At 44.3% G+C, this 26629-nt stretch carries 1 protein-coding gene; it reads right to left on the bottom strand.

Annotated features, from left to right (window positions below):
- Positions 1-386: 386 nt before the first annotated feature.
- Positions 387-26594 carry a non-ribosomal peptide synthase/polyketide synthase gene (locus QR722_RS09195; protein ID WP_286287400.1) on the bottom strand — a complete coding sequence of 8736 codons (26208 nt, stop codon included), beginning with the start codon at positions 26592-26594 and terminating at the stop codon, positions 387-389.
- Positions 26595-26629: the final 35 nt, after the last annotated feature.

The following is a 26629-nucleotide window of genomic DNA, read 5'->3' as shown; positions in this document are numbered from 1 at the left end:
ACGAATGTGAATTGAGTCCCAGCCTACGCTCCACTATCTAGGTGGCGGAAAAGAAAAAACATAGAGCCTTAAACGCTTGAACCGCATCTACTGCAAAATGTCTCGTTCGCGTCTGCTCTATCCGGTGTAGCTGCATATTCAATTCCTTGTGGTTTAAAAACCCTAATTCGATATTCACCGATAAAATTTTTTCTGTTGTTTTGGTCTACAAAAAAATAATTTGGCTTCTTCAAAAACACCTTCAATTTTCTTTTTTAGACCTTGTTTACAACCGAGCATCATGCAGCCTTCTTGTATAAATTTTGCGAAAACATTTGACCTGTTCATTTATATACCTATCGATAATCTGAGTTGCTAGTTGATATATATGTCGTAAATACGTTTGTTTAAATTTCCATTACACTATGCTTTAAATTATTGTCCTGCACTTCATTGCAGAAACTGTTTTGGAGTGTTTCCAATCTTTCTAATGACAGCGTTGGTACAGCAAAATCACTTGGTGTTTTAATACCTCCGTTTTTAGCCACTTCACTGCCTAGATTAATTACGCTTTTCAAGGCTCTTTCGAAACCTGCGGTAAACAACGATGTTTGCATAGGGCTTAAGCTTGAATCAATTCCAAATTGCAATTGGTCATTCACGATAGCGCCACTTACATTTAGAACATTGTTAGATGAATTCTCCTGATGTATTGTTTCACCGCAGCTTTCGCTGGTTATTTTCCAAAAATCACTACTAGCACTATGTGTACCGTTATCCAACTGCCCAAGATAGTTGAAACTAATTTTTGGCAATGCTTTTAACTTTAAACCTGCCTTATTCAAAGCTCCATATCCGATTCCTTTACTGGGAATTCTGCGTAACATTTCTTTAGTTTGTATTATCGTGGATGACAGCTCTTCCTCAGCTATTAGTTTCACAGGATAGGCAATAGTGAACCATCCAACCGTTTCTGAAAGGTCTAAATTGTCTTCTATGGATTCTCTACCGTGTCCCTCTAAAACGATATGATTGACTGGGTCTTGGAAACAGTCCTGTAATGCACTTGCCAAGGCACTGAGCAAAAGATCATTAATTTCTGTGTTATATCCCAGATTAGATTCTCGCAGTAAGACTCCTGTTTCGCATTTAGATAGAGATATAGTTTCTAAAACTTTGTGCGCAGAGCCATCTATGTTTCTCTGATCTACGCCAACTTTATTCCAATATTCGCTCTCACTTTCATGTGATAGCGCGTAATTATTAACCGCATTTACCCACTGACGATAGCTGCAGCTTTTTGGAAGTAGTTCCTTACCAGTCAATAACAATTTGATGTCTTCTGCAATTATCCGCCATGAAACGGAATCTACAATCAAATGATGAAAGGCAAAAAATAGCCTAGCGCTGTTATCAGCGTATCCCGTAAGGTGACCTACACGCCAAACAGGGCCATCGTTGAAATCAAAATCACTTTGCCAAGCTGTTAATTGATTTTGTATGGCTGTCTCGTCAAACTTAGTTATGTTGATTGATTTCAATGCAATCTTTGACTGCATAACTTGATAACTTTGCTTAACTCCCTCCTCAGACTCATGAAAATGGCATCTGAGCATGTCATGTTTTACTGATAAATCCGTCAATGCCCTTGTAATTTCTTCTGATGTAAAGCCATCAGGGATCTTTAACATAAAAGCTTGATTCCAGTGATGAGGTTTTTGCAGTGACTGTTGGAAAAACCAATGTTGAATCGGCAGCAAATCAAATGTTCCACTAAGCAGCCCTTCCTCAACGAGGATTTTGTTTTGCGAACTCGACTTTTCAAGAAATTTAGCTAGTTGAAAAATGGTCGGAGCCTCAAATATATCTTTCACTTGTAGACTAAATCCTAGTTTTCTTAGCTTAGAAACCAATTGAATACTCACGATTGAATCGCCACCAATTCGGAAGAAGTTGTCATGCCCCCCAACCTGCTCTATCCCTAAAACGGCTTGCCATATCTCGCACAGCTGTATTTCTAACTCCGTCCGAGGGGCGACATAATTATCTGCATTAGTTAATACTGGCTCTGGTAAAGCCCGCTTGTCCAACTTGCCATTGATGGTTAGGGGCACCGATTCAATCGCTGTAATCGTAGTTGGTGTCATGTACTCAGGTAGGCGCTCCTTCAATTTCTCTTGCAGCCAATCTTGATTTAGTGACATATCGTTAGCTAGTACAACATAAGCTGCAAGATAATCATTCCCTGCTTGCGTGCGCACCATGACGACCGCTTGTTGAATGCCTTTGACTTCACTCAAAGCACTCTCGATTTCGCCAAGCTCAACGCGATGACCGCGTATTTTAACTTGATCATCATTACGGCCTAAAAACTCTAAATTACCATCGGCTAACCAGCGCACCATATCGCCGGTACGATACAACCGCGTGTACCCTTTGGCTCGGTCCGATTCACTGGCAAATGGATTGTCGATAAACTTCTCGGCGGTTAATGTCGGTTGATTTAAATACCCTCGCGCTAAGCCAGCGCCACCAACATATAACTCCCCTGGCGCCCCTATCGGGACGAGTTGATGACGTGCATCTAGTACTAATACTCGCGTGTTATTGATTGGTTGACCTATATTGCTCGGCAAATCACCCGTTTCATAACAGTTTGCAGTAGCACAGACCGTCACTTCCGTTGGACCATAAGCATTGTACACTTGACAGTGCTCGCTAAATCGTTCCAACACCTCCAGTGAGGGCGACTCTCCGGCAACAATTAATCGTTTTAATGAGCGCAACTGGTGAGGCTCAATCAACGGCAACAAAGCCGGCGGTAATGTCGCTAACTCAATCTGTCCTCGCTCGATAAGGCTTCCCAGCATTGCGGCATTTTGTCGCTCCTCATCACTGCATAAATACAACGCTTGACCACTGAGTAAACCAATAAATAATTCAAACACACTCGCATCAAACACATAGGCCGCAAAAAGCAATGCTCGCTGACAAGCTTTGGCTTCAAAACGTGCGCTTTGCGCTTCTACTAGATGATGAACATTCTTATGACTGATCATCACGCCCTTGGGTTGACCCGTCGTGCCCGAGGTATAAATCACATACGCCAAGTCATCCGGACCATGTCGTGCCGGCACGCGCGTCTTCGCATACCCTGCCAGAATGTCGGGTCTATCAACTGCCAGCACGCTCGCGGGTTGGTCTTGCTGCGACGTCCACTGGGTCAGGCGTTCTATATATTGTGCTTGCGTGAGTACCAATGAGGTCTTCGTATCGTCTAACAAATACGCCACCCGTGATTGCGGATAGTCCGGCGAGATAGGCACATAGGCGCCCCCCGCTTTTAATATCGCTAAGATACTGAGCAACATCTCGGGGCTGCGGTCTTGATACAGCCCTATCAAGGTATCTGGCTTGAGTGACTCTCCTGCCTGTTGCTGATAAGCCGCTTTTAAGGCGCGGGCCAATTGATTCGATTGCTCATCTAGCTGTTGATACGTCAGCTCACGTCCTTCATATACCAGCGCAACCTTCTGCGGCGAGCGCTTCACTTGGGCGGCAAATAACTGGGTTAAGGTTTGATTATCAGGGTAATCGCTGTCTGTATCATTCCAATCACTTAACAGCGTGACACGCTCTTCGTCTGACACCGTGGCGATTGAACCAATCGTTTGCTGATTATCGGCGACAAATGCGCGCAATATACGCTGAAAGACAGCTTGCAGACGCTCGATAGTCGATTCATCAAACAGGCTCACCGCATAATTGATACTCCCTGCGATTGAAGCTTGGTCGTCCGTTAGTATCAAACTCAAATCAAACTTCGCGGGACTATAAAGTGCTTCTGCGTTTGTTTGTTCTGAAATTTTAAAGGGCAAGGATTCATCTTTTCCGATTGTTTCACCGAAATTTTGTAGGCTAAACATCACTTGATACAGTGGATGACGAGAGGGGTCTCGCTCAACCTGTAACGTATCGACTAAATTCTCAAAGGGTAACTCTTGATGTACTTTGGCTTGGGTTACCACTTCATGCACGTGTGACACCAGTGACGCAACTGTGGTGTCAGGCTCCACTTGGGCCCTTAACGGCAACGAATTGACGAAAAAGCCTATCAAGGATTGGGTTTGAGCATGGTGACGATTATCCGATGGCGTGCCAAGCAGAATATCGCGCTGCCCAGTAAGGCTGGCTAAACTTGCGTAGAACCCACTGAGCAATAAGGTGTACAGCGTCGTTTCCTGACGCTTCGCCAAGGCGCGAAGGGATGCCGATAAATCATTATCTAAGCTAAACAGATGGTCGTGACCACGGTAATCGATGTGCGCCGGACGAGCCCGGTCAGTAGGCAGATTTAAGCTTTCATATCCCGCTAACTGTTGTTGCCAATATCCCAATAAGTTATCCAGCGTGTCACCTTGTAGGTAGGCGCGTTGCCAAGCTGAATAATCGGCATAACTGATGTCTAGCGCTGGCAGGTTAGGCGTTTCATCGCTAAGGAAAGCTTGGTAAACGTCTCCTAACTCTTGCATGAAAATATCCGCTGACCAACCATCAAAGGCTATGTGATGCCAGATAATCAATAAATAGTCTGCCTCTGCAACTTGGTAATGATGCAGCCGGATACTCGGCTCGCAGCTCAAATCAAATGTGCTTGCTATAGCTTGTTCAATGCACACCGATAACTGCGTATCACTTGTCAACACCTCGCTCTGCAAAGAGACGGGCTGGGGCAAAATGGCTTGATAATTACGGTCATTGCTGTCGGTTAAATAAACCGTTTTTAACACCGGATGGCGTTCAACAATCACGTTGATGGCCTCTTCTAATGCGGCCAAGTCAATGTCATGACTCAAGGTAAGTAAAAGAGGAACATGGTATGCGTTAGAGCCTTGCTCATAGCGTTCGATAAAGAGTAATCGCTCTTGTGCAAAGGATAACGGTGGCTGGGCTAACCCGCTAACCGGAATAATCTCTAATGCTTGTTCACTTAAGTGACTGGCTAAACCTGCCACTGTCTTTTGTTCAAACAACAACGCTAGCGGGATCTCTTTACCTATCGCTCTGCGGCTGGCCTCAGTTAATTGAATGGCCATAATCGAGTTGCCGCCAATACGGAAGAAGTTGTCATGCACCCCAACCTGCTCTATCCCTAAAACGGATTGCCATATCTCGCACAGCTGCGCTTCTAACTCTGTTCGAGGGGCGACATACCCCTCTTCACTGGTTAAAATGGGCTCAGGTAAAGCGCGCTTATCCAGCTTGCCATTGATAGTTAACGGTACCGATTCAATCACGGTGTACGTCATCGGTAGCATATAATCCGGTAAAGTCTGCGATAACTGCTGGCGCAATACCTCAGAGCTTATCGTCTCTTCACCCACATAATAGGCTGCTAGGTATTGATTCGATTGCTGCTCGCGCACCATCACTACCGCTTGCTGAATACCTTCGATTTGGCACAAGGCATCTTCGATTTCGCCAAGCTCAACGCGATAGCCGCGTATTTTGATTTGGTCATCATTTCGCCCCAGATACTCTAAATTACCATCGGCTAACCAGCGCACCATATCGCCAGTTCGATACAACCGCGTGTACCCTTTGGCTCGGTCCGATTCACTGGCAAATGGATTGTCGATAAACTTCTCGGCGGTTAATGCCGCTTGATTTAAATACCCTCGGGCTAATCCAGCGCCGCCAATATACAACTCCCCAGGCACACCGATACCCGACAATTGGCCTTGCTCGTCCAACACATACACTTTTCGGGTACTGATTGGCTTGCCTAGCGGCACAGAATGTGAAAATGCCTCACACTCATAAGTCGTCGTGAAGGTCGTGCTTTCCGTTGGACCATAACCATTTAAGATATGTGTGGGTCGTAATACCTGACTCATCAACTGTCGAATTAAATCAGGGTTTAACGCTTCTCCCCCCACCAACAAATAGTTTAGGCTGGCAAACATCGTTGGCTGTTGTAAATACAGATTGTCAAACAAGGTTTTAGTCAGCCATAAGACCGTGAGCCCATTGTCTGTGATGACCTGCTCTAGCGCTTGGGATGTCAGCTCTTGGGTATTCGGCGCTATCACTAATGTCGCGCCATGGGTCAAGGCGCCCCATATTTCAAAGGTTGCGGCATCAAAGCTTGGGTCCGAAAGATGTAACATCACATCGGCCTGAGATAAATTAATAAAGTCATTGTCTTGCACTAAGGAGACCACTCCTCGGTGCGGCGTTAACACGCCCTTGGGTTGACCCGTCGTGCCCGAGGTATAAATCACATACGCCAAGTCATCCGGACCATGTCGTGCCGGCACGCGCGTCTTCGCATACCCTGCCAGAATGTCGGGTCTATCAACTGCCAGCACGCTCGCGGGTTGGTCTTGCTGCGACGTCCACTGGGTCAGGCGTTCTATATATTGTGCTTGCGTGAGTACCAATGAGGTCTTCGTATCGTCTAACAAATACGCCACCCGTGATTGCGGATAGTCCGGCGAGATAGGCACATAGGCGCCCCCCGCTTTTAATATCGCTAAGATACTGAGCAACATCTCGGGGCTGCGGTCTTGATACAGCCCTATCAAGGTATCTGGCTTGAGTGACTCTCCTGCCTGTTGCTGATAAGCCGCTTTTAAGGCGCGGGCCAATTGATTCGATTGCTCATCTAGCTGTTGATACGTCAGCTCACGTCCTTCATATACCAGCGCAACCTTCTGCGGCGAGCGCTTCACTTGGGCGGCAAATAACTGGGTTAAGGTTTGATTATCAGGGTAATCGCTGTCTGTATCATTCCAATCACTTAACAGCGTGACACGCTCTTCGTCTGACACCGTGGCGATTGAACCAATCGTTTGCTGATTATCGGCGACAAATGCGCGCAATATACGCTGAAAGACAGCTTGCAGACGCTCGATAGTCGATTCATCAAACAGGCTCACCGCATAATTGATACTCCCTGCGATTGAAGCTTGGTCGTCCGTTAACATCAAACTCAAATCAAACTTCGCGGGACTATAAACACTTTTCTGGGAGCTCAATTCTGCCGGGGAAAAGGGTAAATCACTGGCATCGGCTAGCGCTTCGCCAAAGCTTTGTACGCTAAACATCACTTGATACAGTGGATGACGAGAGGGGTCTCGCTCAACCTGTAACGCATCGACTAAATTCTCAAAGGGTAACTCTTGATGTACTTTGGCTTGGGTTACCACTTCATGCACGTGTGACACCAGTGACGCAACTGTGGTGTCAGGCTCCACTTGGGCCCTTAACGGCAACGAATTGACGAAAAAGCCTATCAAGGATTGGGTTTGAGCATGGTGACGATTATCCGATGGCGTGCCAAGCAGAATATCGCGCTGCCCAGTAAGGCTGGCTAAACTTGCGTAGAACCCACTGAGCAATAAGGTGTACAGCGTCGTTTCCTGACGCTTCGCCAAGGCGCGAAGGGATGCCGATAAATCATTATCTAAGCTAAACAGATGGTCGTGACCACGGTAATCGATGTGCGCCGGACGAGCCCGGTCAGTAGGCAGATTTAAGCTTTCATATCCCGCTAACTGTTGTTGCCAATATCCCAATAAGTTATCCAGCGTGTCACCTTGTAGGTAGGCGCGTTGCCAAGCTGAATAATCGGCATAACTGATGTCTAGCGCTGCAAGCTTGAGGTCTTCTCCTACTTGCAATCCTTGGTAAGCCTGCCTTAACTCATTGATAAAAATATCCATCGACCAACCATCAAAGGCTATGTGATGCCAGATAATCAATAAATAGTCTGCCTCTGCAACTTGGTAATGATGCAGCCGGATACTCGGCTCGCAGCTCAAATCAAATGTGCTTGCTATAGCTTGTTCAATGCACACCGATAACTGCGTATCACTTGTCAACACCTCGCTCTGCAAAGAGACGGGCTGGGGCAAAATGGCTTGATAATTACGGTCATTGCTGTCGGTTAAATAAACCGTTTTTAACACCGGATGGCGTTCAACAATCACGTTGATGGCCTCTTCTAATGCGGCCAAGTCAATGTCATGACTCAAGGTAAGTAAAAGAGGAACATGGTATGCGTTAGAGCCTTGCTCATAACGTTCGATAAAGAGTAATCGCTCTTGTGCAAAGGATAACGGTGGCTGGGCTAACCCGCTAACCGGAATAATCTCTAATGCTTGTTCACTTAAGTGACTGGCTAAACCTGCCACTGTCTTTTGTTCAAACAACAACGCTAGCGGGATCTCTCTACCTATCGCTCTGCGGCTGGCCTCAGTTAATTGAATGGCCATAATCGAGTTGCCGCCAATACGGAAGAAGTTGTCATGCACCCCAACCTGCTCTATCCCTAAAACGGCTTGCCATATCTCGCACAGCTGTATTTCTAACTCCGTCCGAGGGGCGACATAATTATCTGCATTAGTTAATACTGGCTCTGGTAAAGCCCGCTTGTCCAACTTGCCATTGATGGTTAGGGGCACCGATTCAATCGCTGTAATCGTAGTTGGTGTCATGTACTCAGGTAGGCGCTCCTTCAATTTCTCTTGCAGCCAATCTTGATTTAGTGACATATCGTTAGCTAGTACAACATAAGCTGCAAGATAATCATTCCCTGCTTGCGTGCGCACCATGACGACCGCTTGTTGAATGCCTTTGACTTCACTCAAAGCACTCTCGATTTCGCCAAGCTCAACGCGATGACCGCGTATTTTAACTTGATCATCATTACGGCCTAAAAACTCTAAATTACCATCGGCTAACCAGCGCACCATATCGCCGGTACGATACAACCGCGTGTACCCTTTGGCTCGGTCCGATTCACTGGCAAATGGATTGTCGATAAACTTCTCGGCGGTTAATGTCGGTTGATTTAAATACCCTCGCGCTAAGCCAGCGCCACCAACATATAACTCCCCTGGCGCCCCTATCGGGACGAGTTGATGACGTGCATCTAGTACTAATACTCGCGTGTTATTGATTGGTTGACCTATATTGCTCGGCAAATCACCCGTTTCATAACAGTTTGCAGTAGCACAGACCGTCACTTCCGTTGGACCATAAGCATTGTACACTTGACAGTGCTCGCTAAATCGTTCCAACACCTCCAGTGAGGGCGACTCTCCGGCAACAATTAATCGTTTTAATGAGCGCAACTGGTGAGGCTCAATCAACGGCAACAAAGCCGGCGGTAATGTCGCTAACTCAATCTGTCCTCGCTCGATAAGGCTTCCCAGCATTGCGGCATTTTGTCGCTCCTCATCACTGCATAAATACAACACTTGACCACTGAGTAAACCAATAAATAATTCTGATACACTCGCATCAAACACATAGGCCGCAAAAAGCAATGCTCGCTGACAAGCTTTGGCTTCAAAACGTGCGCTTTGCGCTTCTACTAGATGATGAACATTCTTATGACTGATCATCACGCCCTTGGGTTGACCCGTCGTGCCCGAGGTATAAATCACATACGCCAAGTCATCCGGACCATGTCGTGCCGGCACGCGCGTCTTCGCATACCCTGCCAGAATGTCGGGTCTATCAACTGCCAGCACGCTCGCGGGTTGGTCTTGCTGCGACGTCCACTGGGTCAGGCGTTCTATATATTGTGCTTGCGTGAGTACCAATGAGGTCTTCGTATCGTCTAACAAATACGCCACCCGTGATTGCGGATAGTCCGGCGAGATAGGCACATAGGCGCCCCCCGCTTTTAATATCGCTAAGATACTGAGCAACATCTCGGGGCTGCGGTCTTGATACAGCCCTATCAAGGTATCTGGCTTGAGTGACTCTCCTGCCTGTTGCTGATAAGCCGCTTTTAAGGCGCGGGCCAATTGATTCGATTGCTCATCTAGCTGTTGATACGTCAGCTCACGTCCTTCATATACCAGCGCAACCTTCTGCGGCGAGCGCTTCACTTGGGCGGCAAATAACTGGGTTAAGGTTTGATTATCAGGGTAATCGCTGTCTGTATCATTCCAATCACTTAACAGCGTGACACGCTCTTCGTCTGACACCGTGGCGATTGAACCAATCGTTTGCTGATTATCGGCGACAAATGCGCGCAATATACGCTGAAAGACAGCTTGCAGACGCTCGATAGTCGATTCATCAAACAGGCTCACCGCATAATTGATACTCCCTGCGATTGAAGCTTGGTCGTCCGTTAGTATCAAACTCAAATCAAACTTCGCGGGACTATAAAGTGCTTCTGCGTTTGTTTGTTCTGAAATTTTAAAGGGCAAGGATTCATCTTTTCCGATTGTTTCACCGAAATTTTGTAGGCTAAACATCACTTGATACAGTGGATGACGAGAGGGGTCTCGCTCAACCTGTAACGTATCGACTAAATTCTCAAAGGGTAACTCTTGATGTACTTTGGCTTGGGTTACCACTTCATGCACGTGTGACACCAGTGACGCAACTGTGGTGTCAGGCTCCACTTGGGCCCTTAACGGCAACGAATTGACGAAAAAGCCTATCAAGGATTGGGTTTGAGCATGGTGACGATTATCCGATGGCGTGCCAAGCAGAATATCGCGCTGCCCAGTAAGGCTGGCTAAACTTGCGTAGAACCCACTGAGCAATAAGGTGTACAGCGTCGTTTCCTGACGCTTCGCCAAGGCGCGAAGGGATGCCGATAAATCATTATCTAAGCTAAACAGATGGTCGTGACCACGGTAATCGATGTGCGCCGGACGAGCCCGGTCAGTAGGCAGATTTAAGCTTTCATATCCCGCTAACTGTTGTTGCCAATATCCCAATAAGTTATCCAGCGTGTCACCTTGTAGGTAGGCGCGTTGCCAAGCTGAATAATCGGCATAACTGATGTCTAGCGCTGGCAGGTTAGGCGTTTCATCGCTAAGGAAAGCTTGGTAAACGTCTCCTAACTCTTGCATGAAAATATCCGCTGACCAACCATCAAAGGCTATGTGATGCCAGATAATCAATAAATAGTCTGCCTCTGCAACTTGGTAATGATGCAGCCGGATACTCGGCTCGCAGCTCAAATCAAATGTGCTTGCTATAGCTTGTTCAATGCACACCGATAACTGCGTATCACTTGTCAACACCTCGCTCTGCAAAGAGACGGGCTGGGGCAAAATGGCTTGATAATTACGGTCATTGCTGTCGGTTAAATAAACCGTTTTTAACACCGGATGGCGTTCAACAATCACGTTGATGGCCTCTTCTAATGCGGCCAAGTCAATGTCATGACTCAAGGTAAGTAAAAGAGGAACATGGTATGCGTTAGAGCCTTGCTCATAGCGTTCGATAAAGAGTAATCGCTCTTGTGCAAAGGATAACGGTGGCTGGGCTAACCCGCTAACCGGAATAATCTCTAATGCTTGTTCACTTAAGTGACTGGCTAAACCTGCCACTGTTTTTTGTTCAAACAACAACGCTAGCGGGATCTCTTTACCTATCTCTTTACTGCAAGTAGAAGTTAAACGAATCGCCGTTATCGAGTTTCCACCTAGTGCAAAAAAGTTATCATTAATCCCTATGAGGTCTTCTGAAGAAAATAAATTTTTCCATATCTCGCACAGCTGCGCTTCTAACTCTGTTCGAGGGGCGACATACCCCTCTTCACTGGTTAAAATGGGCTCAGGTAAAGCGCGCTTATCCAGCTTGCCATTGATAGTTAACGGTACCGATTCAATCACGGTGTACGTCATCGGTAGCATATAATCCGGTAAAGTCTGCGATAACTGCTGGCGCAATACCTCAGAGCTTATCGTCTCTTCACCCACATAATAGGCTGCTAGGTATTGATTCGATTGCTGCTCGCGCACCATCACTACCGCTTGCTGAATACCTTCGATTTTACACAAGGCATTTTCGATTTCGCCAAGCTCAACGCGATAGCCGCGTATTTTGATTTGGTCATCATTTCGCCCCAGATACTCTAAATTACCATCGGCTAACCAGCGCACCATATCGCCGGTACGATACAACCGCGTGTACCCTTTGGCTCGGTCCGATTCACTGGCAAATGGATTGTCGATAAACTTCTCGGCGGTTAATGTCGGTTGATTTAAATACCCTCGCGCTAAGCCAGCGCCACCAACATATAACTCCCCTGGCGCCCCTATCGGGACGAGTTGATGACGTGCATCTAGTACTAATACTCGCGTGTTATTGATTGGTTGACCTATATTGCTCGGCAAATCACCCGTTTCATAACAGTTTGCAGTAGCACAGACCGTCACTTCCGTTGGACCATAAGCATTGTACACTTGACAGTGCTCGCTAAATCGTTCCAACACCTCCAGTGAGGGCGACTCTCCGGCAACAATTAATCGTTTTAATGAGCGCAACTGGTGAGGCTCAATCAACGGCAACAAAGCCGGCGGTAATGTCGCTAACTCAATCTGTTCACGCTCGATGAAGCTTCCCAATCGTGCAGGATCATGGCGTTCTTCACTACAGCATAAATACAATTCGTGACCATTTAACAGTCCGGCTAATACTTCAGAAATGGTTGAGTCGTATAAACTTGAAGAAGATACCAATATTCGCTGACAGACATTGGTTGCACATCTATCTTTAAAAGCTTCCACATAGTGACTGATATTTTGATGCGTCAACATCACCAGCTCTGGTTTGTGTAAGGTTTCACAAGTAGCAATCAGACATGCTAAATTTGACGCACTTTCTACTTGGTCAATATTGTTTTTAGAGCCTTTAGAGAAAGACGCTTCAAGCCCTACTGACAAGATTGAAAATTGGTTGTGACTCTTAGACTTCCATGCAGATATTTTATTAGTATACTTTTGGTTCGTTATCACTAAAGCAGCGTTAGAAGAGGTAATCATTTCGCTATTAAGACTATCCAAAGCTTGAGGGAAAATTGGAACTAAACATCCTCCCACTTTAAGGACGGCAAGCGTACTGACGACCGAAGAAAAACCCTGATCTAAATAGCAGGCTATTAGAGTTTCCGGTTTCAAACAATGCCCATGCTCTTGTCTATACTCACTATTGAGACAATGTGCCAATTGATTCGATTGCTCATCTAGCTGTTGATACGTCAGCTCACGTCCTTCATATACCAGCGCAACCTTCTGCGGCGAGCGCTTCACTTGGGCGGCAAATAACTGGGTTAAGGTTTGATTATCAGGGTAATCGCTGTCTGTATCATTCCAATCACTTAACAGCGTGACACGCTCTTCGTCTGACACCGTGGCGATTGAGCCAATCGTTTGCTGATTATCGGCGACAAATGCGCGCAATATACGCTGAAAGACAGCTTGCAGACGCTCGATAGTCGATTCATCAAACAGGCTCACCGCATAATTGATACTCCCTGCGATTGAAGCTTGGTCGTCCGTTAGTATCAAACTCAAATCAAACTTCGCGGGACTATAAAGTGCTTCTGCGTTTGTTTGTTCTGAAATTTTAAAGGGCAAGGATTCATCTTTTCCGATTGTTTCACCGAAATTTTGTAGGCTAAACATCACTTGATACAGTGGATGACGAGAGGGGTCTCGCTCAACCTGTAACGTATCGACTAAATTCTCAAAGGGTAACTCTTGATGTACTTTGGCTTGGGTTACCACTTCATGCACGTGTGACACCAGTGACGCAACTGTGGTGTCAGGCTCCACTTGGGCCCTTAACGGCAACGAATTGACGAAAAAGCCTATCAAGGATTGGGTTTGAGCATGGTGACGATTATCCGATGGCGTGCCAAGCAGAATATCGCGCTGCCCAGTAAGGCTGGCTAAACTTGCGTAGAACCCACTGAGCAATAAGGTGTACAGCGTCGTTTCCTGACGCTTCGCCAAGGCGCGAAGGGATGCCGATAAATCATTATCTAAGCTAAACAGATGGTCGTGACCACGGTAATCGATGTGCGCCGGACGAGCCCGGTCAGTAGGCAGATTTAAGCTTTCATATCCCGCTAACTGTTGTTGCCAATATCCCAATAAGTTATCCAGCGTGTCACCTTGTAGGTAGGCGCGTTGCCAAGCTGAATAATCGGCATAACTGATGTCTAGCGCTGGCAGGTTAGGCGTTTCATCGCTAAGGAAAGCTTGGTAAACGTCTCCTAACTCTTGCATGAAAATATCCGCTGACCAACCGTCAAAAGCAATGTGATGCCAAACAGTTAAAAGATAATGTTTCTCTTCTAATCTAAATCCCTGTATACGAAAACTAGGCTGAGAAGTTAAATCAAAAGGTTTTGAAATTCCTAATTTAGCCGCTGTCGAAAGAGCATCTATGGATGCTAACTCTTCCCACTGAATCGAAAGTTTGTTACTTGCTATTTTTTGTATGTAGCTTTGTTCTGAATTCTTCTCATAAATCGTTTTTAGTATCGGATGTCTATCAACCAATACATTAAATGCTAGTTCTAACATATCAAGGTTAACGTCTGGGCATAATTCTAACAATATTGGTATGTGGTATGCCTCACCGCCTTGTTCAAAATCTTGTAGAAACAGCAATCGTTCTTGTGCAAAGGAGACCGGAGCACTATTTTGAATCCTTGCTTCAATTTCAAATAATGGTTTTTCTTCTAAATGATCAACTAATCCTGCGATATTTTTTTGTTGAAATAATAAAGTGAGCGGAATATCAATTTCAAGTTCTCGTCTACACAACGCAGTAAGTCGAATAGCAATTATCGAATTTCCTCCTAGCGCAAAGAAATTGTCATAAATACCAATCCTTTCTTTAGAGGAGAATTCCAACTCCCATAGCTTACACAGCTGTTCTTCTAAGTGGTTTCTCGGTCCTACGTAATGTTCGTCAATTTGAATAGTCGGTTTTGGTAAGGCTGAACGATTAAGCTTACCGTTGATGGTTAAGGGGATAGATTCTAATAGCGTAAAACTAGCAGGCACCATGTATTCAGGTAATTGAGTTAACAGCGTTTCTTTAATCGAATCTAAATCAATATTTCGTTTGTCCTGTGGCACTATGTAAGCTGATATAACTTGTTGTCCAGCTTGTTCGAGAACAACCACTGCCACTTGACGAACTTGATTTATCGACGTTAATACGCTTTCTATTTCGCCAAGTTCTACTCGAAAACCTCGGATCTTAACTTGACTATCATTTCTTCCTAAATACTCTAAGTTTCCATCAGGTAACCATCTAACTAAATCACCGGTTTGATAAATGCGATTATCATCGAGCGTTTTACCGAACTCATTGCCAAAAGGATTAGTAATAAATTTCTGTTGGGTCAATTCAGGTCTGTTTAAATACCCCCGCGCCAAACCCGCACCACCGATGTACAATTCTCCTGGAGTGCCAATTGGAACTGGTTGCAATAACTTGTTTAATACATACAATTTAACATTGTCGAGTGCTCGTCCAATTTCATTTAGATTTCTTTTTTGAGCAAGTTTTCCTGATGCATAGATCGAAGCTTCAGTTGGTCCATAGTAATTATATAAAGCGTGTTCTTGAGTCCAATACTCACAACTATTTTGTTCACAGCGATCTCCCGCAAAAATAATAGCTTCTAAAGACGGGTATTTTTTTTTAGGAAGTATGCCCAAAATTGCCGGTGGTACAAAAAGAAAGTTAATCTGTTCATCGATGACATAATTGTGCAATTTATCAGTATCAGTACGAAGCTCTTCATTAAATAAATGAAGTTCTCCACCGAAACAAAGACTATTGAATATTTCGGAAATACTTACATCAAAAACATATTGACTAAAACAACCTGACTTTCGTGCGTTGGCTGTTATTGAATAAACCCCGTTCATTGCTGAAATAGTATTGAGAACTGATTTATGTTCAATCAACACTCCTTTGGGTTGCCCAGTTGTTCCTGATGTGTATATGACATAGGCTAAATCTGTTGCTCCACTTATTGGCTCAGGAGACGCTTTAGATTTCGTCTCATACCCCCCCTCTTCATCAACAATCAACATTTCAACGTTTTCACTAAGTGCACCCTGCCAAATCGTCATTTGCTGCGAATAGTGATGTTGACTTAACACTAAACGTGTTTGTGTATCTTCTAAAATAAAAACGCTTCGTTGCTCTGGGTAATCAGGTGATATCGGAACATAAGCACCGCCAGCTTTGAGCACCGCTAAAATGCTCACTATCATTTCCAAACTGCGGTCTAGGTAAAGTGCTATCAAGGTATCCGGCTTTATCATCTCTCCCGTTTGATGCAGATAACGCTCTCGTATATGATGCGCTAAACAGTTTGAACGCTCGTCCAACTCCCGATAACTTATCCTTTGCCCCTCATGTACTAACGCTATCTGCTCCGGTGTCCGCTCTACCTGCTCGGTAAACAATTCATGCAACGTCTTACCTTGAGGGTAGCTTTTGTCTGTCTCATTCCAAGTCTGCAATAAGGTCTGTCGCTCTTGCTTTGATAAAATCGGTAAATCCCCTACCTGTTGCTTTGGATTGGCAACAAAAGCCTTCAATACGCGAACATATATCTGTGCAAAGCGCTCTACACTTTTCTCCTCAAACAAGCTTGTCGCATAGTTAAAACCACCTCGGATGTTGGCACGACCATCTCGTAACGTTAAGCTTAAATCAAACTTGGCAGGGTTATTTGGATTGGCATCTTCGAGTAAACTATTCGCTCGCCACGGTAAATTGTTTTCTTCTTCAAATCCGTCACTGAAACTATCTAAGGTGAACATGACTTGATACAGCGGGTGGCGTGACGTATCTCGCACGACCGACAGGGTATCGACAAGCTTCTCAAAAGGTAGCTCTTGGTGAAGCTTGGCTTGCGTCACTTGTGCATGGATGTGCTCAATCAACGATTCCACGCTATCCGTTTGCTCCACTTGTGCCCTAAGCGGTAAGGTATTCACGAAGAAACCCACTAACGATTGAGTCTGACTGTGATGACGGTTATCCGAGGGCGTACCTAATAATATATCTTGTTGCCCTGTAAGACTTGCCAATGCCGCGTAAAAACCACTCAATAGCAGTGTGTAAAGTGTCGTTTCTTGGCTTTGCGCAAGGCTCCTCAATTCTGAGGACAGGTCTGAATCTAACTCAAATAAATAATCTCTACCTTGATAATCAAAATGACTAGGACGAGGATAATCGGTTGGGAGAGCTAAGTTCTCATACCCACATAATTGCTTTTGCCAATAACTGACTAGCCCATCAAGTACCTCGCCTTGCAGTAACTCTCTTTGCCAAACAGCATAATCGCTATAACCTATCTCTAACGACGGTAACGCAAGCGGTTGAGACTGGCAAAAAGATTGATACGCTTGAGAAAATTCATTCAGAAAAATATCGACAGACCAGCCGTCAAACGCAATGTGATGCCATAAAATCAACAAATATTGTTGCTCTTCAAAGACAAAATGACACAACCGAATACTTGGCTCTGCTGTCAAATCAAAGGGCAAAGCTACAGCTGCAGAAACCGCAGATAACAACGCCTCCTCACTACACAAATGCTGGGTTGTGACAATAACATCAGCGTCTAAGACCTGCTGATAACTATCACCATTTTGCCCCGTCTGATAAACCGTTTTGAGCACCGGATGGCGATCAATCACTGTATTAAATGCGCTTTGTAACGCACTCCAATTAACGCCTTTTTGTAGCTTTACAAAATAGGGAATATGATAAGTATTACTTCCTTGTTCAAACTGCTCAATGAACAATAAACGTTCCTGGGCGAAGGATAATGGCGGCTTTTCGTGTTCACTGACTGGGATGGTTAACAGCTGATTAGATTCGAGGTTTGCGACTATCCCAGCGATTGTTTTATGCTCAAACAACAGTTGCAGTGGGATATCGATATTTTCCTTTTTACGACATTCTGCGATGAGTTTAAGTGCGCTTATCGAGTTGCCGCCAATGCGGAAAAAGTTATCGCTAATCCCCACTCGCTCAAGACCGAGTTGGGCTTGCCATATCTCGCACAGCTGCGCTTCTAACTCTGTTCGAGGGGCGACATACCCCTCTTCACTAGTTAAAATGGGCTCAGGTAACGCGCGCTTATCTAGCTTGCCATTGATAGTTAAGGGCACCGATTCAATCACCGTGTACGTCATCGGTAGCATATAATCCGGTAAAGTCTGCGATAACTGCTGGCGCAATACCTCAGAGCTTATCGTCTCTTCACCCACATAATAGGCTGCTAGGTATTGATTCGATTGCGGCTCGCGCACCATCACTACCGCTTGCTGAATACCTTCGATTTTACACAAGGCATTTTCGATTTCGCCAAGCTCAACGCGATAGCCGCGTATTTTAATTTGGTCATCATTTCGCCCCAGATACTCTAAGTTACCATCGGCTAACCAGCGCACCATATCGCCAGTTCGATACAACCGCGTGTACCCTTTGGCTCGGTCCGATTCACTGGCAAATGGATTGTCGATAAACTTCTCGGCGGTTAATGCCGCTTGATTTAAATACCCTCGGGCTAATCCAGCGCCGCCGATATATAATTCTCCTGGCACACCCAAAGGCGCTAACTGGGTTCCATTTAAAACCACATAAGCTTGAGTGCTCGGCATAGGTCGACCAATCTTACTAGAGTCGTTGAAAGAACAAGCTTCAAAGCAAGTTGTTTCTCCCGTTTCCGTTGGGCCGTAATAATTAAAAACTCGACTTTCCTGAAAATCTATTCTTGCTAATTGCTCTTTTCCTAAATTTTCACCACTGAAATTTATTCTCTCAAACTTTGATAGTGAAGTTGGTAATGCTAAAAACTGAGAAGGAACAAAATGGGCAGCATTTATGGGTAAGTCGTTTATGAGCGTTGAAATTTCATTTTGATCGAAATGTGCTTTTGAAATTACCAATTGCGCACCAACGAAAAGGTGGCTGAACAAATCGGAAATGAACACATCAAAAATATAATTGGTTTTCAATAAATAAACATTTTTATAGGTGTCACTAAACTCAGCCATAAACAAGTTTCGGGCGGCGCTAGCGTGATGTGGGATTTCCACTCCCTTAGGCTGACCCGTCGTGCCTGATGTATAAATAACATAGGCTAAATCCTGAGCACTAGATATTCTTTGAAGGTTATTTTCACAGTGGCTTTGAATTTGCTTTAATTCTTCTACTGCTAACACTATTGGTTGCTGTTTTTGGCCTTTGGTTATTCTCTCTAATTTTTCAACGTAATAGTTTTGTGTTAACAGTACAGCGCTACTTGTATCTTGCAAAATAAAGCTGACCCTTTCTTCTGGATGAAGTGGAGAAATAGGAACAAACGCTGCTCCTGCTTTAAGAACTGCCAATATACTGACGATCATGTCCAATCCGCGGTCGAAGTAAAGCCCAATCAACGTATCTGCAGAAAGAGAGACCTGAGCATTGTTTAAATACTCAGCTCGAATATGATTTGCTAATTGATTTGCTCGCTGATTCAGCTGACGATAACTAACTTTATTATCTTCGAAATATAGGGCAATTTCATCTGGAGTTCGTGCAACTTGTTCTTCAAATAACTGATCCAAGGTTTTTTGTTCATCTGAGGTGGTCGTTGATCTGCTCCAATTGTTCAATAAGGTATTACTTTCTGTCTCGGATAAGATTGAAATATTCGCGAGTGTTTGAGATTGGTTTTTTGCGATTGCGGTTAACACACATTCAAAAGTTTTGGTCAGACGGTCAATACTCGTTGAGCTAAACAAACTAGTGGCATAGTTGAACCCTCCCGCTATGGCCTCTTTGTCGTCATTCAAATATAAATCCAAATCAAACTTAGCCGGCGTATAAGAATCATCCATATCTTTACATGGCAAAAATGGTAAAGAAGTATTAGAAAGGAAACCCTCACTAAAACTCTGCAATCTAAAAAACACTTGATAGATTGGATTTCTTGACGTGTCCCTTTCAATCTCCAAAGCATCGACTAGTTTTTCAAATGGTAGTTCCTGATGAAGTTTGGTTTGAATCACAATTTCGTGCACTTGCTTAATTAGGTCGTCGATACTACGTGTATTATCCAGTTGAGCTCGTAGCGGCAATGCGTTCACGAAAAAACCGACTAATGATTGAACCTGTGCATGGTGTCGATTATCGAAAGGGGATCCTATGACAATATCTTGCTGTCCAGAGTGGCAACTTAAGGTAATGTAAAAGCCGCATAACAATATAGTATAAAGAGTAGTCTCCTTCTCTCGTGCTAGACGTCTTAGCTCATCACTCAATATCGGTGTTAATTCAAATTGATGATCTTTACCCAGATAATCAAAATGTGAGGGACGATTGTAATCAGCTGGCAGCTCTAACATTTCAAAACCACAAAGGTGCGATTTCCAAAAATCCAGGAGCTGTTCTAACGTTTGGCCTTGTAAGTACTCTCTTTGCCAATTTGCATAGTCGCAATAATCGATTTCAAGTGGCAAAAGGTTTATTGGGCGGCTTAGCGTGAGCGCTTGATAAGCGTCGCTCAACTCTTCAAGAAAGATATTTACTGACCAGCCATCTAGGGCGATATGATGCCACAAGATTAATAGATAATTGCGATCTTGTGTAGCATAGGATACCAATCGAATACTAGGCTCAATCGATAAATCAAAAGGTTGATTAATTGCTTCTGCCAGCGAACTCCTTAAGGTCTCAGTATCATCGACTTCTTTCCTTGAGATAATCAAGGGCTTATCAATACGACATTGAAAACCATCACCGTTATCGTCGGTTAAAAATACCGACTTCAAAATTTGATGTCGATCAGCAACTACATTAAATGCAGCCTCTAGAACAGACCAATTTGTATTACTTGTCAGTTCTATAACCAATGGAATGTGATATGCATTACTCCCACCTTCAAGCTGCTCAATAAAAAGTAAACGTTCCTGAGCAAATGACAGAGGAGGTCTTTTTAAATTCGTTTTTGGTATAATTAGCTTTTTTGAAGACTTTAATTTTGACAGGATCCCTGCGATGGTTTTCTGCTCAAATAATAACCGCAGAGGAATATCAGTATTGAGAATTTTACGACATTCGGCTGTTAATTTAATCGCAGATATCGAATTACCACCTATACGAAAGAAATTATCATTAATTCCGACCCGTTCCAGTCCTAATTGCGCCTTCCAAATCTCACACACACTAGTTTCTATTTCATTTCTAGGAGCAACGTAGTTATCTTGTTGCACAAGAATAGGCTCTGGTAAGGCAGCTTTATTTAGTTTGCCATTAAGAGTCAAGGGGACACTTTCTATTTGGATCAAACTTTCGGGAAGCATATAACTGGGCAAGACTTTAACGACTTTCTCTCTGATCCTATCTGCAACCTCTGGTCCATTGCTATCACTTGGATCTACCACATAATACGCTGCTACATGGGTATTGCCTGAAACTTCCTTTGTAATTACGATAGCTTGGCTAACGCCTGGAGTTTCAGAAATTGCAGCTTCTATTTCTCCAAGTTCAATACGGTAACCTCGAATTTTAACCTGCTCATCGTTTCTTCCAATGTACTCTAAATTTCCATCTTTTAATCTACGAACAATATCTCCAGTTTTGTATAAACGGGAATAACCCTTGGCTAGATCTTGATCCGATGCGAATGGGTTGGCTATAAATTTTTCAGCGGTTAAATCTTGTTGATTTAGGTACCCTCTGGCCAAACCAGCACCACCAATATAGAGTTCCCCGGGCGCTCCAATAGGCACAACTTTTTTGTAGGGATCCAATACATACAAACGTGTGTTATCGATCGCTTTACCAATTCTTAGGTCTAGATGATCCTGCATTCTATTTTGAGAAACACAGACCGTCGCTTCTGTAGGTCCATATTGATTGAAGACGAAACTGGCGGGTTTTAGCGGTAACTCCGCCAATTTCTCTCCTCCAGTATGTATGACATTTACTGAAGATTTTTCTAATTCTTTTGCCAGCGTTGCCAATAGCGCAGTTGGTATAAATGCTTTTGTAATACTATATTTTGAAATCAATTCATTAAGTTCATCCGAATCAACTCCGTTAATGTTCGATGTTATATAGACTTCCGAGCCAAAGAGTAGGCTAGGAAACAGTTCAAATATTGACGCGTCGAAAACATAATTTGAGATAAATAGCGATCTGGTCTGGTGGTCGATAAAATGAGTACGAGCTATAAAATGGCAAAGGTTAATGACACTTCTATGTTCAATCAACACTCCTTTGGGCTGCCCGGTTGTTCCTGATGTGTAAATGACATAGGCTAAATCTGTTGCTCCACTTATTGGCTCAGGAGACGCTTTAGATTTCGTCTCATACCCCCCCTCTTCATCAACAATCAACATTTCAACGTTTTCACTAAGTGCACCCTGCCAAATCGTCATTTGCTGCGAATAGTGATGTTGACTTAACACTAAACGTGTTTGTGTATCTTCTAAAATAAAAACGCTTCGTTGCTCTGGGTAATCAGGTGATATCGGAACATAAGCACCGCCAGCTTTGAGCACCGCTAAAATGCTCACTATCATTTCCAAACTGCGGTCTAGGTAAAGTGCTATCAAGGTATCCGGCTTTATCATCTCTCCCGTTTGATGCAGATAACGCTCTCGTATATGATGCGCTAAACAGTTTGAACGCTCGTCCAACTCCCGATAACTTATCCTTTGCCCCTCATGTACTAACGCTATCTGCTCCGGTGTCCGCTCTACCTGCTCGGTAAACAATTCATGCAACGTCTTACCTTGAGGGTAGCTTTTGTCTGTCTCATTCCAAGTCTGCAATAAGGTCTGTCGCTCTTGCTTTGATAAAATCGGTAAATCCCCTACCTGTTGCTTTGGATTGGCAACAAAAGCCTTCAATACGCGAACATATATCTGTGCAAAGCGCTCTACACTTTTCTCCTCAAACAAGCTTGTCGCATAGTTAAAACCACCTCGGATGTTGGCACGACCATCTCGTAACGTTAAGCTTAAATCAAACTTGGCAGGGTTATTTGGATTGGCATCTTCGAGTAAACTATTCGCTCGCCACGGTAAATTGTTTTCTTCTTCAAATCCGTCACTGAAACTATCTAAGGTGAACATGACTTGATACAGCGGGTGGCGTGACGTATCTCGCACGACCGACAGGGTATCGACAAGCTTCTCAAAAGGTAGCTCTTGGTGAAGCTTGGCTTGCGTCACTTGTGCATGGATGTGCTCAATCAACGATTCCACGCTATCCGTTTGCTCCACTTGTGCCCTAAGCGGTAAGGTATTCACGAAGAAACCCACTAACGATTGAGTCTGACTGTGATGACGGTTATCCGAGGGCGTACCTAATAATATATCTTGTTGCCCTGTAAGACTTGCCAATGCCGCGTAAAAACCACTCAATAGCAGTGTGTAAAGTGTCGTTTCTTGGCTTTGCGCAAGGCTCCTCAATTCTGAGGACAGGTCTGAATCTAACTCAAATAAATAATCTCTACCTTGATAATCAAAATGACTAGGACGAGGATAATCGGTTGGGAGAGCTAAGTTCTCATACCCACATAATTGCTTTTGCCAATAACTGACTAGCCCATCAAGTACCTCGCCTTGCAGTAACTCTCTTTGCCAAACAGCATAATCGCTATAACCTATCTCTAACGACGGTAACGCAAGCGGTTGAGACTGGCAAAAAGATTGATACGCTTGAGAAAATTCATTCAGAAAAATATCGACAGACCAGCCGTCAAACGCAATGTGATGCCATAAAATCAACAAATATTGTTGCTCTTCAAAGACAAAATGACACAACCGAATACTTGGCTCTGCTGTCAAATCAAAGGGCAAAGCTACAGCTGCAGAAACCGCAGATAACAACGCCTCCTCACTACACAAATGCTGGGTTGTGACAATAACATCAGCGTCTAAGACCTGCTGATAACTATCACCATTTTGCCCCGTCTGATAAACCGTTTTGAGCACCGGATGGCGATCAATCACTGTATTAAATGCGCTTTGTAACGCACTCCAATTAACGCCTTTTTGTAGCTTTACAAAATAGGGAATATGATAAGTATTACTTCCTTGTTCAAACTGCTCAATGAACAATAAACGTTCCTGGGCGAAGGATAATGGCGGCTTTTCGTGTTCACTGACTGGGATGGTTAACAGCTGATTAGATTCGAGGTTTGCGACTATCCCAGCGATTGTTTTATGCTCAAACAACAGTTGCAGTGGGATATCGATATTTTCCTTTTTACGACATTCTGCGATGAGTTTAAGTGCGCTTATCGAGTTGCCGCCAATGCGGAAAAAGTTATCGCTAATCCCCACTCGCTCAAGACCGAGTTGGGCTTGCCATATCTCGCACAGCTGCGCTTCTAACTCTGTTCGAGGGGCGACATACCCCTCTTCACTAGTTAAAATGGGCTCAGGTAACGCGCGCTTATCTAGCTTGCCATTGATAGTTAAGGGCACCGATTCAATCACCGTGTACGTCATCGGTAGCATATAATCCGGTAAAGTCTGCGATAACTGCTGGCGCAATACCTCAGAGCTTATCGTCTCTTCACCCACATAATAGGCTGCTAGGTATTGATTCGATTGCGGCTCGCGCACCATCACTACCGCTTGCTGAATACCTTCGATTTTACACAAGGCATTTTCGATTTCGCCAAGCTCGATACGATAGCCGCGTATTTTAATTTGGTCATCATTTCGCCCCAGATACTCTAAATTACCATCGGCTAACCAGCGCACCATATCGCCAGTTCGATACAACCGCGTGTACCCTTTGGCTCGGTCCGATTCACTGGCAAATGGATTGTCGATAAACTTCTCGGCGGTTAATGCCGCTTGATTTAAATACCCTCGGGCTAATCCAGCGCCGCCAATATACAACTCCCCAGGCACACCGATACCCGACAATTGGCCTTGCTCGTCCAACACATACACTTTTCGGGTACTGATTGGCTTGCCTAGCGGCACAGAATGTGAAAATGCCTCACACTCATAAGTCGTCGTGAAGGTCGTGCTTTCCGTTGGACCATAACCATTTAAGATATGTGTGGGTCGTAATACCTGACTCATCAACTGTCGAATTAAATCAGGGTTTAACGCTTCTCCCCCCACCAACAAATAGTTTAGGCTGGCAAACATCGTTGGCTGTTGTAAATACAGATTGTCAAACAAGGTTTTAGTCAGCCATAAGACCGTGAGCCCATTGTCTGTGATGACCTGCTCTAGCGCTTGGGATGTCAGCTCTTGGGTATTCGGCGCTATCACTAATGTCGCGCCATGGGTCAAGGCGCCCCATATTTCAAAGGTTGCGGCATCAAAGCTTGGGTCCGAAAGATGTAACATCACATCGGCCTGAGATAAATTAATAAAGTCATTGTCTTGCACTAAGGAGACCACTCCTCGGTGCGGCGTTAACACGCCCTTGGGTTGACCCGTCGTGCCCGAGGTATAAATCACATACGCCAAGTCATCCGGACCATGTCGTGCCGGCACGCGCGTCTTCGCATACCCTGCCAGAATGTCGGGTCTATCAACTGCCAGCACGCTCGCGGGTTGGTCTTGCTGCGACGTCCACTGGGTCAGGCGTTCTATATATTGTGCTTGCGTGAGTACCAATGAGGTCTTCGTATCGTCTAACAAATACGCCACCCGTGATTGCGGATAGTCCGGCGAGATAGGCACATAGGCGCCCCCCGCTTTTAATATCGCTAAGATACTGAGCAACATCTCGGGGCTGCGGTCTTGATACAGCCCTATCAAGGTATCTGGCTTGAGTGACTCTCCTGCCTGTTGCTGATAAGCCGCTTTTAAGGCGCGGGCCAATTGATTCGATTGCTCATCTAGCTGTTGATACGTCAGCTCACGTCCTTCATATACCAGCGCAACCTTCTGCGGCGAGCGCTTCACTTGGGCGGCAAATAACTGGGTTAAGGTTTGATTATCAGGGTAATCGCTGTCTGTATCATTCCAATCACTTAACAGCATGACACGCTCTTCGTCTGACACAATAGGAAGTAAATAATGAGCTTGATGAAGAAACTTTGGTATTGCTAATAGTATTCTTCGTAACTCAGATAGAATGGAAACTGTAACCGAACTAGACATTAGATCTGCATGACAATTGAGTTTTAACTCAAGACGATCTATGTTTTCTCTAACGTTGAGTGACAATAAACTGTCTTCAACTAATTTCGTAACTTGAGTCTCGAACTGTTTAAATTTAATGTCATCCGAAGTTTCATCCTCGTCGATTAGCCCTAGATGGGGATATAAAAATAAACCGCTGAACATTTTATTAGCAGCTGGATTAGGGCTTATTTTGTCGTCGAAAGAGGTTATATCGTCAATTGCAGACTGCAATGTATAAAGGTATGAAAGACAATTTTCATGTTCACTCCAGTCAAGCATGTTGCTATGCGATATGTTGATACAATTTAAATCGAGCTCAGGTTTGGCATCGCTTTTTGATACTGAACAGGTGAAGCTTAAATAAGTTTTACTTTCTCTAGTATAGTGATTAACTAGTTTGTGCCATGCGAATAATACTGCGCTGTATAAACTAAAATTATATTGCTCACATACCCTGTTTAAGGTGTCTAATTGAGTATAATCCAGATCTAAAACTTGAGACTCACTATGTTCAAACACGCGTTCTCTGGACGGTAGTGAAGTATTGTTCAACAACGCACTAATATCCTTGAGACTTGATGAAAGTTCTTTAGACAAAGCTGCCTTATTATCTGTTTTGTTGTTCAATAACCGCGAATTTTTCATAGTGTAAAAACCTATTTAGGTGTGATTCAATAAAA

Source organism: Aliiglaciecola sp. LCG003 (assembly GCF_030316135.1).
Lineage (GTDB): Bacteria > Pseudomonadota > Gammaproteobacteria > Enterobacterales > Alteromonadaceae > Aliiglaciecola.
Note: the sequence above shows the minus strand (reverse complement) of the source record. Positions and strands in the feature narration are given on the sequence as shown.